Here is a 14005-nt window from a genome sequence, read left to right as displayed (position 1 = left end):
AAACTGTTTTTAATATAAGAGCAGCAAAAGTAGTATGTGGCTGCCATAGGGATGTAAAAATTGAATTAAATTATCGTTAAACTTAAGCAAACAATGAGGATTTTGAAATGGATTTTATAGGTTGCCCATCCGTGAATAATGTATCTTGCAAGCTTTAATTAGTTACTATGGAATGGGAACAATTACTCTCCTTAAGACGCTTTGGAGATGCTAAGAAAAGATTGCGAAAAGAACAGGATGAAACCCGTTTGGGTTTTGAGGTAGATTATGATCGGATTATTTTTTCCGCTGCTTTTAGAAGTCTACAGGACAAGACGCAAGTTATACCTTTGTCTAAGACAGATTTTGTACATACCCGATTAACCCACAGTTTGGAAGTTTCCGTAGTAGGAAGAAGCTTGGGGCGGATTGCTGGCAGGCAGATATTAGAGAAACACCCCTACTTAAGTGAAATTCACGGCTATAAGTTTAATGATTTTGGAGCTATAGTAGCTGCGGCGGCTTTGGCACATGATATAGGCAACCCTCCATTTGGACATAGTGGCGAAAAAGCTATTGGTGAGTATTTTAAGAACGGGAACGGACAGCGCTTTAAGAATCTGTTGACCAATAAGGAATATCAGGATATCCTAGATTTCGAAGGAAACGCCAATGGGTATAAATTATTGACTGAATCCAAGAAAGGTGTAGAGAGGGGTCTACGACTTAGTTATGCAACTTTGGGAGCATTTATGAAGTATCCTAAAGAATCTCTTCCTAAGCGTCCTACGCAACATATTGCGGATAAGAAATTTGGTGTCTTTCAATCCGATGTGGATTCCTTTAGGGAAATTGCAGATGAATTGGGATTGATTGCTACTGCTAAGGGAACGGATGTGGGTTATTGTAGGCATCCACTAACATTTTTGGTAGAAGCTGCAGATGATATTTGCTATACGATAATCGACTTTGAAGATGGGATTAATTTAGGGCTTATATCGGAGGATTTTGCTTTGGAATACCTAATAAAATTGGTAAAGGATAGCATCAATATTAAAAAATATAACGCGTTGGTGTATATGGAGGACCGGATGAGTTATCTACGAGCCCTAGCTATCAACACCCTTATTTCTGACGCTATAGCAACTTTTGTAGCGAATGAGGAGGCTATTTTAAAAGGGGAGTTTAATGTTTCCCTGATGGAGAAAAGTAAGTTTAAAGCTCAGATCCAAGATATTTTATCGATTAGTGTTAAGAACGTATATCAATCTCAAGAAGTTATAGAAAAAGAAATTGCCGGGTATAAGATAATCTCGGATATTTTGGAAGTCTATACTACCGCTTTAATAAGAAAGAAAGATAATAAGGCCTCCAATTATGATGAATTAATAATCTCTACCCTGCCCAAATTCTATACGGATACCAATGGGTCTATTTATTCTATCTTACTTAACGCTTGTTGTTATGTGGCTAGTCTATCGGATAGTGCTGCAGTACATATTCACAATAAAATTATGGGTAAGTCCCTGTAAAAGTTAATTAGAAATTATAGTTGACACCTACCCCAAAGAGTTGTTTAAACTGAATTTTTGGGCTACCGTCACTTATAATGGATCCGTCATCGGCTTTAATTGGATCAAACTTAATATCATCGTCATAGAGTATATGCGTCCCAAAGGTCGTACTTATGTATTTATTGACCTTTAGAGCAAAATTAAGCTCCCATTCCACATCAATATTTCCAAAGCTTTCTAAATAATCCGAATACAAGCTTAAACGATGCCTTACTCCAACATTCTCAAAAATTTCACCTTGCCAAGTATTGGTGATCAACACTCCAAATTCTATAACTGAATTCTCTCCATCCTTAATTTTATTCTTATTGGCATCGTACTTTGCTTTTTCTACGCCAAATGCACCTTTATCTGCTAGATCTTGGTCCAATACAAAAGTTACTTTTTGAGTAAAGGGCGATAAATAGAGGTTAAACTTTTTTCCTTCAGGAATATACGAGGTACCCGCACCAATAAAACCATACCCAGGGGACATAAATCTAGAAACAGGAGCTTCTCTGTTAGGGTACTTGTATCCATTAGAGAATTGGGTGTTAAAATTAGCTCTAACACTATAGTACCAATTGCTAATAGTATCTCGTCTATAAGCAAATGTTGAACTAAAACGAATTGCATCGTCCGCTTTTCGCAACTTTTGATTTTCCTGGGAATTGAGGCCGTATCGGAGTTCCAATAAATTTTCCCATTGAACATATCTAAATTTATAATTTCGGAGAAATTTTATATTGGCTAGTGCAGAGATAGAGTTATTTCCCCCTGCATTCCAGTTAACAAAGGCTACCTCATTTAAATTAATGCTTAATTTATTTTCTTTATCCCAAAAGGATGGAATTCTAAAGGGCCGGTATTCTTCATCCAGGGCCTTTGTTTTATTGAAGTTGATAGTTGGCCCTGTTAAATTAGCGCCTCTAGAAATGTTTTTAATTTTATTTTGTAGCGTACGGATAACTATGGTGTCTACACGCATTGTATCTATTCTCATGGTATCTACCGAGATGGGCGTTACTCTAAGAGTATCAGATTCTGATTTATGAGAAGGATTTATCTGTGCGTTTAGGGGAGCAATGCATAGATATAAAAGGGTAATGAAGATAATTTTACTACTCATATTAGTCTTTATTCAATATATTATTAATCTGTTTTCTTAAGGTTATTTTGTCTATTTGGGCAATACTATGTAATTCTTCTACAGTTCCGTGCTCTAAAAATGTATCTGGAACTCCAATTATACTTATTGGTTTCCTAGAATTTATTTCATTGGCAAATTCCAATATTGCACTCCCAAATCCACCGGTGCTACACCCGTCCTCTATAGTGATGATATTGGAATACTCATTAAAAACATTTAGCAACATTTTTCTGTCCAATGGCTTTACAAATCTCATATTGATATGGCCAATTAGATGTTCATTATTTATTTCATGTAACAGTTCCGATACCATATTTCCAATATGACCAATCGATAGTACAGCAATTTCCGTACCTTTTTGTAATTCTTGTGCTTTTCCGATGGGGATTTTGGAAAATTTTTGTTTCCAATCCAAAATAACTCCTCTCCCTCTGGGGTATCTAATAGCAATAGGATGATCTAAACCCAATTGAGCGGTATACATGATGTCTCTCAATTCCATTTCGTTCATCGGTGCAAAAATAATAAGATTTGGGATACATCGTAACTGGGCTATATCAAATAATCCGTGATGGGTAGCGCCGTCCTGTCCAACTATTCCTGCGCGGTCCAGGCAAAAAATAACAGGAAGGTTCTGCAAGGCCACATCGTGGATTACCTGATCATAGGCACGTTGGAGAAAGGTGGAATAGATATTGCAAAATGGGACCATCCCCTCTGCTGCCATTCCGGCCGCCATAGTTACTGCATGTTGCTCGGCAATACCCACATCAAATGCTCTTTCCGGTATACGGTCCATCATATATTTTAAGGAGCTTCCCGTAGGCATCGCGGGAGTAATCCCAACTATTCGGGGATTTAACATTGCCAATTCTACTATGGTATGCCCAAATACATCCTGATATTTTGGTGGTTCATCTCTATAGGGTTTTGGCAATAGATCACCTGTTGTACTATCAAATTTTCCAGGAGCATGGTAAACCACCTGATTCTCTTCGGCCTTTTTTAGGCCCTTACCCTTTGTTGTAATAAGGTGTAATAGTTTTGGACCCGGGATAGACTTTAGTCTGACCAGCTCTTTTATTAGTAAGGGTAGGTCATGGCCGTCTATGGGCCCCGTATAATTAAAATTTAGACATTCAAAAATATTTTCATCCTTTGCTGTTCCCTTCTTTACATTGGTCAAATACTTCTTTAATGCTCCAACACTAGGATCTATGCCAATGGCATTATCGTTTAAAACTATCAAGATGTTTGGATTGGTATCTCCTGCGTGGTTTAGTCCTTCAAAAGCCATTCCGCTGGCAATGGAAGCATCTCCAATTACGGCAATATGTCGCTTGTCTGTTTGGCCTTTCAAGTGTGAGGCTATTGCCATTCCTAATATGGCAGAGATGGAAGTAGAACTATGTCCAGTTCCAAAAGTATCGTATTTGCTTTCTTCCCTGTTAGGAAATCCACTGATACCATTTAGTTGCCTATTCGTATGGAAAACATCTCTGCGTCCCGTTAGTATCTTATGTCCATAGGCCTGGTGACCAACATCCCAAATAAGGTTGTCATATGGTGTATTAAATACATAATGTAGTGCTATGGTTAATTCCACAACACCTAAACTTGCGCCTAGATGTCCTTCTTTGGTAGCCACAATATCAATGATAAAGGCGCGTAATTCTTTAGTCAGTTGGGTTAGTTCTACCTGAGTTAACTGGCGAATATCCGAAGGGGAGTCAATATGTTGTAGGATACCTTGTAACATGTATTATAGATAAAATACAAAACTAAGGTATTTAGAGGTTGAATGGTACATTACCTAAGATATGATTAGTGCTTTTTGTATTTATAGTTATAACTGAATTAGGTTTTTTTATCTCGATTTAAGATCCAAATAAAACTATGTATTAACTTCCATGTCAGAGAAACAAATATAATCTATTTTAAGCTTGGGTATAGTGTGGTTTTTTCGTGAGAATTTAATAGAAAAGAAGTGATGGTTCAATTGAAAATTTTGGGTTGGACAGAACTTTAAACTTATTTATTGATTACTATTGTAGTATAAAATCCGGACTATGATTGAGCCATTTGACGATACTTATTTTATGAAAAAGGCCTTGCAAGAGGCAGAGGTTGCCTATGAAAAAGGAGAGATTCCCGTTGGGGCAATAGTGGTAGTGGAAAATAGGATAATTGCCCGTGGGCATAACCTAACGGAGCAGCTCGTAGATGTTACCGCACATGCGGAAATGCAAGCAATTACCTCGGCCTCTAACTTTCTAGGTGGGAAATACCTTCAGAACTGCACCATGTATGTAACGTTAGAGCCATGTCAGATGTGCGCGGGCGCTTTGTATTGGAGTCAGATTTCCAAAATAGTATACGGGGCCAGGGACAAGGAGAGGGGTTTTATTAATATGAACACCAAACTGCACCCAAAGACTGAGGTGGTAGGGGGTGTATTAGCAGGGGAAGCTTCCGAAATATTAAAAAGATTCTTTATCCAAAGAAGAAATCTTAATTAGCAAATTGAAGTTAAAAACCGAAGTAAGGGATCGGTTACTCTTTCTTCTTGGACCTACTATCCTTCCCTTGCATTCTTCTTATGTTTTCCTCGTTCAGCATATAATCTTTCATGTTTTTGCCCTTGCTGACTGTTATAAGGAATAGGGGCATGGCAATTAGAAAAATGCCTACGGTACCAAAACCAATACATTTATGGGCAAAGACCACATCGGTCTCCTGTATGGTAAAGCCATAAATGATGGAGGTAATAGATGCGATTAAAATGATAGAAATTAAATACTTCATGATTTGGGTAACTATCTTGTAAAATTAATTAATTTTCTTCGGTAAGCGGTTAAGAGCTTTGATTTTGAAACAAAGCCTAGGTATTTTCCATCTTTTATTACAGGTAGGTTCCAAGCTTCGGTATTTTGGAACTTTTGCATCACCGCTTTCATATTATCCTTTTCAAAAATAATATGCTCTGGAGGATTGTGCATGAAATTTTGAACTTTCATCGTTTCGTATAGGGAAGTGTCAAACATAAATTCCCGTATATCGTCCAAGAGCACAATTCCAACTAAAATCCGGTTGTCGTCAATTACGGGAAAGAGGTTTCTAGTAGATTTGGAAACGCCTTCATGTAACATATCTCCTAGGGTCATTTCAGGGTGAATGGGTTTAAAATTTTTCTCTATTACGCTTTCCAAAGTCATTAGAGTGAGCACATTTTGGTCCCTATCATGGGTTAGCAAGTCGCCTCTTTCTGCTAATTCCCGAGTGTATATGGTGTGTTCCATAGATTGTTTTGTTATAAGGAAAGAGATGGCAACGGTAATCATCAGGGGTATAAACAGCTCATAACCACCAGTTATTTCTGCAATTAGGAATATGGCCGTTAAAGGTGCATGAATTACACCGGCAATTAGTCCGGCCATACCCACCAAAGTAAAGTTAGCTTCCGAAACCTGTAGGCCCAACCCCAAATTATTTAGGACTTTAGCAACTACATTTCCTAATGCGCTACCCATTACCATGGTAGGGATAATAACCCCGCCCACACCCCCTGCGGCAAAGGTGATGGTCATGGCAAAAGTCTTAAAGATGGTGAAGCCTACCAGAAGCGCAATAACCACCCAGATATTATCTATAAAATCATCAAAAGGAGTGGCTCCCAATGCTTGTAGGTGGTCGCCTTCAAATAAATCTTTGGTAAAACTTAGTCCCTCCCCATATAAGGGCGGAATGAAGTATAGCATCACTCCAATAGTGAGTCCGCCTACCAGAACTTTAAGAAAGGGCGTTTTAAATCGATCAAAAAAAGAATATACGGCAAAATATATTTTTGTGAAGTAGATAGATCCAATACTGGTGCCTAAACCAAGCAAAATATATGGAGCTGCATCGTTTATGGTGAATTTATCCACTACGTTGAAACTAAATAGTGTTTCATCGCCTAGAAAAAAATAGGAGGTAAGCACCGAGGAGATCGAGGCCATTAAAAGGGGCAATAATGAGGCAAAGGTAAGGTCTAAGCTAAAAAGTTCTATAGCCAGCACTACTGCGGCTATGGGTGTTTTAAACATGGAGGCTACAGCTCCAGATGTGGCACAGGCAATTAGCAGGGTTCGTGTTTTACTATCTACATGTAATAAGCGACCTAGATTGGAGCTTATAGCCGATCCAGAAGTTATGGCCGGTCCCAATAGTCCCACAGATCCCCCGAACCCTACCGTTAAAGGAGCCATGATTAAGGGATGGTAAATAAGCTTATAAGATAGCATTCCGTTCTGCCTAAGTAAGGAGTACAGCAAAGAGGGGATGGCTCTTTTAAGAAACGAGGGAATGGCAGGGCGAAACCCACTCCTAAAAAGTAATTTCTTGGCTATAAAAACAAGAAGGAGGCCTATAAAAGGCAAAATAAAATAAAGCTGGTTTTCGGAGAAAATAATTCCTTCTTCCAATATGGATGCTACACTATAGGTTAAGTTTTTTATGGTAACAGAGGCTAACCCCGCTAGCAACCCGACAATAACCCCCAGAATAATTATAAAATTCTTTTCGGATATATTTTTATACCTCCATTTTAAGAATTTTCTGAAAAAAGTATTTTTATGGGAAACCATAATTGTCAACAACGCTTTTTTTGACCATTAGTAAAGAAGGGAAACATCACATTTGCATCCTATTGGTTAAGATAGTAAAAAGGTTGGAAGCACAATACTTGCTTCCAACCTTTTTATAGTAGCCTGTGATAAAGATAAAGTCCAAAATCCCAAATGGTCTTAGAATTCTAGGATTTTATAGCTAACTTTAAGTTCAATTCCTTTAGCTGTTCGGGATCTATTGCTGCAGGAGCATCGATCATAACATCCCTACCACTATTATTTTTTGGGAAGGCTATAAAGTCCCTAATAGTTTCTTGTCCTCCTAAAATAGCAACCAATCTATCTAATCCAAATGCCAAGCCACCGTGTGGAGGCGCTCCGTACTGAAAAGCGTCCATTAAGAAGCCAAACTGCGCTTTGGCCTCCTCTGGGGTAAAGCCAAGATGCTTAAACATGGTAGATTGCATTTGCTTGTCATGTATACGTATAGATCCACCACCAATTTCATTTCCGTTTAGCACTAGGTCGTAGGCGTTGGCCTTTACAGCTCCCGGATCGGTATCTAAAAGGGCCATTTGTCCTGGTTTTGGTGAGGTAAAAGGGTGGTGCATGGCATGGAAACGACCAGTTTCCTCATCCAATTCCAATAATGGGAAATCTATTACCCAAAGTGGGGCAAACTCTTCTTTGTTTCTGAGCCCCAATCGCTCTGCCAATTCCATTCTTAGTGCACTCAATTGGGTTCTAGTTTTGTTGGCATCACCAGATAGCACACATATAAGATCACCTGGTTTTGCTCCTGTAGCGATGGCCCATTTGGCAAGATCTTCTTGGTCAAAGAATTTATCTACAGAAGACTTAAAGGACCCATCTTCATTATATTTTGCATAAACCATACCTTTAGCTCCAACCTGCGGGCGGCGTACCCAATTTACGAGGGCGTCAATTTCTTTTCTAGTGTATGCAGCAGCACCTGGTACTGCAATACCTACTACTAATTCTGCATCGTTAAAAATCCCAAAATCTTTGTGTTGTGCAACGGCGTTTAGCTCACCAAATTCCATTCCAAAGCGGATATCTGGTTTGTCATTGCCATATTTTCTCATGGCATCGTCATAGGTCATCCTAGGGAATTTCTCCAAAGTTATCCCTTTAATTTCTTGTAATAGATGTCTGGTAAGGCCTTCAAAGACATTCAATATATCTTCTTGTTCAACAAATGCCATCTCGCAATCTATTTGGGTAAATTCTGGCTGTCTGTCTGCCCGTAAATCTTCGTCCCTAAAGCATTTAACAATTTGGAAATACTTATCCATTCCTCCCACCATCAATAACTGCTTAAAAGTTTGTGGGGATTGTGGTAAGGCATAAAATTGTCCTTGGTTCATTCTGCTAGGAACTACAAAGTCCCTTGCACCTTCGGGAGTGGATTTTATTAAATATGGGGTTTCTACCTCTATAAAGTCCTGATCGGATAGATATTTCCGTACTTCCATAGCAACCTTATGTCTAAAAATAAGATTGTTCTTTACTGGATTTCTACGAATATCCAAATAGCGGTATTTCATCCTGATGTCCTCTCCTCCGTCGGTCTGATCTTCTATGGTGAATGGAGGGGTAATGGATTTATTTAGGATTTTTATTTCGGAGACCAAAACCTCCACATTCCCGGTGGGGATATTGGGGTTTTTGGAGCTACGGTCTAAAACTGTACCTTTTATTTGTACTACAAATTCGCGCCCAAGAGATCTTGCAATATCCATAATCTCTTCGGAAGAGCGCTCCTCGTCAAAGATTAACTGAGTAATTCCGTACCGGTCCCTTAAATCGGCCCAAATTACAAATCCTTTATCCCTTACCGTTTGTACCCAACCTGATAGGGTAACCTCTGAATTCTGATGGGTTTCCCTTAATTCACCGCAATTATGACTTCTATACATTTTATACTTGATCTATGAAAACGCAAATGTAAGAAGATATGGGGTTAACGGCTAAAAATAATTAGAGTGAATTTTATAATAGGGGGTAACTATGATGCTGTTAGAACACATTTTTGGAAAAGCTTTAAATTGTTTGAACATTCTAGTGATGCGGTCAATATTAAATTGTCCAAAATAATGATTCTTTTTTAGCTCTTTTTCGAGTTTGTCTTTGTGGTAGTTAGATATGTATTGCGCAGTTTATTGGATTTAAATTTATGGATATGTGCAGAAAATGCTCATGAAATTGTGGATGTGTTAATTATTTGTGTTTAAAATTTAAAATAAAATTTTAAAAGCTTAAAATCTTCATTAACTTGACCTTGAAATAATTAACTCAAACCATATGGAAATGAAACAATCTTATTGGAAAAGTGTGCTTTTCATTACGTTTTTTGCCATTCCGTTCTTACTGGCGGCGCAAGGAGGCGTAACAGGAAATGTAACTGAAGCATCGGAGGGACTGCCCCTACCAGGCGTAAACGTAGTTGTAAAAGGAACAACAACAGGGACTACAACGGATTTTGATGGTAATTTTGAAATCACGGTTGGCTCTTTCCCTGCAACCTTAGTGTTTTCTTCTCTTGGGTATGCCAATACGGAAGTTAGGGTCACCGGGGTAACTAGTCTTAATGTTACTATGGAGGAGTCGGCAACCGGACTAGAGGAGGTGGTGGTTACAGGGTTGGCTAGTTCCGTGAAGCGGGAAAATCTTGCAAATGCAGTTGCCACAGTTTCTGCTGATGAATTAGTAGGTACTACAAGTCAATCTACAGTTGATGGGGCGCTATACGGTAAAATTCCTGGAGTAAATATTACCTCAACATCGGGTGCACCGGGAGGTGGATTTGCACTAAGATTGCGTGGAATATCGTCGATTAATGGAAATAACCAGCCTCTAATAATTGTGGATGGCGTGTATTATAATAATGTGGAGATACCGAGTGGACTTCGTTTTGCTTCGGGTGCAAACCGTGGGAATGAAGAGAATTCTGGAAACCGATTAGCGGATCTAGATCCGAACGATATTCAAAACATTGAAGTGTTAAAAGGATCTTCTGCTGCTGCAATATATGGACAAAGGGGTAATGCGGGGGTAGTTTTGATTACCACAAAACGTGGTAAAACAGGAAAAACCAAAATTAGTTTTAGTCAGGATGTAGGAATGAACAAGATCGCAAATCGTTTAGGAATACGACCATGGACGGCAGATAAGGTAGAAAGTGTTTTCAATGCTGCCGAAAGAGCTAAATATGAGGCAACTATAGCGGAAAATGGTGCGCTTTATGATTTTGAGGATATCATTTACGGTGACACTGGATTTATAACAGAAACTCGATTAAGTGCTACCGGAGGTAACGATAAAACGAAATTTTATTTGGGTGGTTCCTATAGGGATGAGGGAGGAATCATAAAAAATACAGGTTTTGATAGATTCTCATTACGGACCAATATCGATCATCGTATTTCTGATGTTTTTGATTTTACTTCTACCACAAGTTATAGTAGGAGTAATGCCAGCAGAAGTTTTACGGGAAATGAAAACGATGGGGGATTGAGCTATGGATATACTTTGGCATTTACCCGGCCATGGGTAAATCTTTTTCCAGATGCCAATGGCAACTATCCTGTTAATCCCAACTATTCTGGAAATCCAATCTTTGTAAGGGATAAAGCTTTAAACGATGATTCCAATGACCGACTTGTTCAGGGAATCACTTTAAATACTAATATTTTAAAAACGGATATGGATAGGGTTAAAATAGTAACAAGTGGTGGTTTAGACTATTTGGCAAATCAAACTTATGTATATGTTCCCGAAACCCATCAGTCTCAAGTACAACCTGGACCAGGAGGTTTTATATCTGTTGGGAAGAACAATTTTACCCAATTGAATACTCAATTGATTGGAGTTTGGAACCGCGAGGCTATGGAGGGTAATTTAGGCCTAACCACACAATTGGGTATTGCCTACCTTTATCAAGAATCCAACTTGGTGAACAGCCGAGGCTCCCTTTTGGCAGCTGGTCAGACCAGTGTGGATCAATCCGTGAACCAAGTTATCGATCAATTCCGTTCGGAAGAAAAGGATTTTGGATATTTCGGACAGGTAGAAGGAAATTATAAAGATCAAATTATTGCTACTGTTGGATATAGAGTTGATAAATCTACCAGAAATGGTGATCCCAACAAGTTTTATGGTTTTCCAAAGGCTTCCTTAGCTCTTAACATCGCAAATTTTGATTTCTGGAGTTTGGAATCTGTATCCCAACTAAAATTAAGGGCCGCATATGGAGAGACGGGAAGTCCTGCTAATTATGGTTCTACTTTTACAAGTTTAGGTGCTAATAATATTGGAGGTAATATTGGTCAAAGCGTAGTAGGAAGTAAAGGTGATGCCTTAGTAAAGCCAGAAACAGCCAGTGAGCTGGAATTTGGTTTTGATGTGGGAATTTTTGATAATAAACTTTCTTTGGAAGCTACCTATTATGATAAGAAAGTAAAAGATTTAATCTTAACCAGGGCACTGCCCTCTTCTTCTGGTTTTACCCAAGAAACCACTAATCTTGGGGACCTTAAGAATTCTGGGGTAGAATTGGCGTTAAAAGCTTTTGTGTTTGATAATGAAAATTTTAGTTGGAACTCTGCCGTACAATGGTATAGAAACCGATCTGAAGTCACGCGTTTAGAGGTACCCGCTTTTCCGCAGCCAGGTGCAGGATTTGGTCTAGGACTTGGGACTTTCTTTATCCAAGAAGGACAGTCGGCCACTCAATTGGTAGGTAATTTAAACCTAGATGGTACTGGAACAAAACCTACGAAGGTAGGGGATGTAGAGCCCGACTTTCAAATGGCTTGGAGCAATAACCTTACCTTTTTTAAGCAATTTGACGTTTCTTTCCTCTTCCAATGGAAGAAGGGAGGGGAAAACCTAAACTTATCTACATATCTTAGTGATTTGGGACAAGTTACTCCAGACTTGGATACTCCAGATGGCCAAGCGCGACTTGTGTCCACTGCAAATGCCGTTCGTTTTGTGGAACCTGCAGGGTATTTAAGATTACGCGAAGCTGCAATTCACTATTCTTTATCTAGGAATGCGGTAGAGAACCTATTTGGAAGTACCGTAGAGGGTGTTAAATTTGGATTTTCGGGAAAAAATATTTTCACCATTACGGACTACAGTAGTTACGATCCAGAGGTGTCCGTTAATGGTGGTTCTGGATTATCTACAGGTATTGAAGTAGGTCCTTTCCCAAGTGCACGGCAGTTTTTCTTTAGCCTAAATGTAAATTTCTAAAATATATAACATGAAAAATAATATAAAAATTATAGTGATCAAGACCTTCATGATCCCAATAGTCTTCCTTATGGTTTCTTGTACTTTTGATGAAGTGATAGACCCCAACGGACCCAGTGTGGATGGTGTACTAAAGGGGGCATCCAAAGGTCAATTGAACGAACTAGTGGTGGGCATTGAATCTACTTCTCGTAATGGTATGGCTACAGAGGTGATGGCCAATGGCACCATGGCCAGAGAACTTTATCTTTTTAATGCAGAGCCTAGGTATACTGGAGATATGCTGGGTAAGGGAGGTCTTACCTTGGATAATAACTCTTTCTATAGCACGGGATCATGGAACGGGAATTATAGATGTATCAAGAACGTAAGTCTCTTGTTAGAAGCTGTTATGAATACTGATGCCGTAACCGAAACAGAAATGAATGGCTATCTCGGATTTGCCAAGACCATGATGGCAGAAGAATTAATACAAGTGCTTAAATCGTATGGAAAAGCGCGTTTAGATGTATCCGATCCAGATAATATGGGGCCAATAGTAGAGTTTGACGAAGGTTTAGCGAGAGTCCGCACCCTATTAGATGAAGGTGAACAGCACCTCTCCAATGCTGGGAACAATTTTGTTTTTGAATTAAGTACTGGTTTTGAGGGCTTTGATACTCCTTCTACTTTTTCTGAGTTTAATAGGGCACTGGCAGGTGTAGCAGCGGTATATGCTGGTGAGGGCGATGCTGCCTTGACTGCATTAACTAACTCTTATTTCGATTTAGCTGGAGATTTAGAAATTGGGCCTAAGCATATTTTTGGTTTGGGCGGTGGAGATCAAAGCAACCCCGTATTTAGAGTTCCTTCAACCGTTGATAAGCCAAATAATGGAGACCAGATAATAGTCCATAATTCTTGGATAGCGGATGCAGAGAATGGGGATACAAGGGTAGCGGAGAAAACAGCTTTAAGACCAAACCCAACAACCCAAGATGATCTTAGTGGAACTCATGAAGCATTATTATATGAATCTGATACTAGCCCTATAGATTTCCTTCGGAACGAAGAATTAATTTTGGTGTATGCCGAAGCAAATATTCTTGCCAATAACCTTCAGGATGCGGAGGATGCCTTAAACGTTATTCGGAACTCAGCTAGTCTTCCAGATTATACAGGTGCCCAAACCGTAGCTGCATTGACTGCGGAACTTTTAAAACAACGGAGGTATTCATTATGGGCAGAAAACCATAGACTGTTCGATTTAAGACGATATGGTTTATCAAATACATTGCCTATCGATAGAGCTGGGGATCAGGTGTTCAATGTTATGCCAATACCTTTACCTGAGAACAATTAAAGTACTATCAATTTTATATAGCATAGGGATAAACAGACCCTAATTAAAGCCCGATGATTTATTATCGGGTTTTTTTATTGACTTTCAGAAGTAT

Annotated in this window: 9 protein-coding genes; 4 read left to right on the top strand and 5 right to left on the bottom strand. The window is 39.0% G+C overall.

The genetic code is table 11. The features are described 5' to 3' along the window. Positions 1–167: 167 nt before the first annotated feature. Positions 168–1511 (top strand): dGTP triphosphohydrolase, encoded by a 1344-nt coding sequence (gene dgt, locus G466_RS0109330; RefSeq protein WP_026813420.1) that lies wholly within the window; start codon positions 168–170, stop codon positions 1509–1511. Positions 1512–1518: 7 nt separating this feature from the next. Here the strand turns inward: dgt and G466_RS0109325 are convergent, their stop codons facing one another. Beyond that, complete coding sequence (locus G466_RS0109325; RefSeq protein WP_034235173.1) at positions 1519–2661, bottom strand: DUF3078 domain-containing protein; 1143 nt, start codon at positions 2659–2661, stop codon at positions 1519–1521. Between the two features lies 1 nt (position 2662). Continuing rightward, positions 2663–4441 carry a 1-deoxy-D-xylulose-5-phosphate synthase gene (locus G466_RS0109320; RefSeq protein WP_026813418.1) on the bottom strand — a complete coding sequence of 593 codons (1779 nt, stop codon included), beginning with the start codon at positions 4439–4441 and terminating at the stop codon, positions 2663–2665. 310 nt (positions 4442–4751) lie between these two features. On the opposite strand from G466_RS0109320, the gene G466_RS0109315 reads away from it, so the two are divergent. Then, complete coding sequence (locus tag G466_RS0109315; protein WP_026813417.1) at positions 4752–5201, top strand: nucleoside deaminase; 450 nt, start codon at positions 4752–4754, stop codon at positions 5199–5201. Between the two features lie 34 nt (positions 5202–5235). Here the strand turns inward: G466_RS0109315 and G466_RS0109310 are convergent, their stop codons facing one another. The 3 genes from G466_RS0109310 to aspS form a co-directional block, all read right to left on the bottom strand. Then, positions 5236–5487, bottom strand: a complete 252-nt coding sequence (locus tag G466_RS0109310) for a hypothetical protein (protein ID WP_026813416.1) — start codon at positions 5485–5487, stop codon at positions 5236–5238. 11 nt (positions 5488–5498) lie between these two features. After that, positions 5499–7307 carry a chloride channel protein gene (locus tag G466_RS0109305; RefSeq protein WP_026813415.1) on the bottom strand — a complete coding sequence of 603 codons (1809 nt, stop codon included), beginning with the start codon at positions 7305–7307 and terminating at the stop codon, positions 5499–5501. A gap of 167 nt (positions 7308–7474) precedes the next feature. Next, the gene (gene aspS, locus G466_RS0109300) at positions 7475–9229 is read right to left on the bottom strand and encodes an aspartate--tRNA ligase (protein WP_026813414.1); all 1755 of its coding nucleotides are present in this window, start codon (positions 9227–9229) and stop codon (positions 7475–7477) included. A gap of 391 nt (positions 9230–9620) precedes the next feature. Here aspS and G466_RS0109295 point away from each other — a divergent pair, with 391 nt between their 5' ends. Both G466_RS0109295 and G466_RS0109290 read left to right on the top strand, forming a co-directional pair. After that, positions 9621–12569, top strand: a complete 2949-nt coding sequence (locus G466_RS0109295) for a SusC/RagA family TonB-linked outer membrane protein (RefSeq protein ID WP_026813413.1) — start codon at positions 9621–9623, stop codon at positions 12567–12569. A gap of 10 nt (positions 12570–12579) precedes the next feature. Continuing rightward, positions 12580–13911, top strand: coding sequence for a RagB/SusD family nutrient uptake outer membrane protein (locus G466_RS0109290; RefSeq protein ID WP_026813412.1), 1332 nt, complete (start codon positions 12580–12582; stop codon positions 13909–13911). Positions 13912–14005 lie beyond the last annotated feature (94 nt).

The organism is Arenibacter certesii DSM 19833, from assembly GCF_000429545.1.
GTDB classification, from domain to species: Bacteria; Bacteroidota; Bacteroidia; order Flavobacteriales; family Flavobacteriaceae; genus Arenibacter; species Arenibacter certesii.
The sequence above is the reverse complement of the archived record's forward strand: the minus strand, read 5'-3'. Positions and strand labels throughout refer to the sequence as shown.

Excerpts from the sequence above, each read along its gene's own strand:
- G466_RS0109315 (WP_026813417.1), top strand. The coding sequence starts at position 4,752 with ATGATTGAGCCATTTGACGATACTTATTTTATGAAAAAGGCCTTGCAA.
- G466_RS0109325 (WP_034235173.1), bottom strand. The coding sequence starts at position 2,661 with ATGAGTAGTAAAATTATCTTCATTACCCTTTTATATCTATGCATTGCT.
- G466_RS0109295 (WP_026813413.1), top strand. The coding sequence starts at position 9,621 with ATGAAACAATCTTATTGGAAAAGTGTGCTTTTCATTACGTTTTTTGCC.
- aspS (WP_026813414.1), bottom strand. The coding sequence starts at position 9,229 with ATGTATAGAAGTCATAATTGCGGTGAATTAAGGGAAACCCATCAGAAT.
- dgt (WP_026813420.1), top strand. The coding sequence starts at position 168 with ATGGAATGGGAACAATTACTCTCCTTAAGACGCTTTGGAGATGCTAAG.
- G466_RS0109320 (WP_026813418.1), bottom strand. The coding sequence starts at position 4,441 with ATGTTACAAGGTATCCTACAACATATTGACTCCCCTTCGGATATTCGC.
- G466_RS0109305 (WP_026813415.1), bottom strand. The coding sequence starts at position 7,307 with ATGGTTTCCCATAAAAATACTTTTTTCAGAAAATTCTTAAAATGGAGG.
- G466_RS0109310 (WP_026813416.1), bottom strand. The coding sequence starts at position 5,487 with ATGAAGTATTTAATTTCTATCATTTTAATCGCATCTATTACCTCCATC.
- G466_RS0109290 (WP_026813412.1), top strand. The coding sequence starts at position 12,580 with ATGAAAAATAATATAAAAATTATAGTGATCAAGACCTTCATGATCCCA.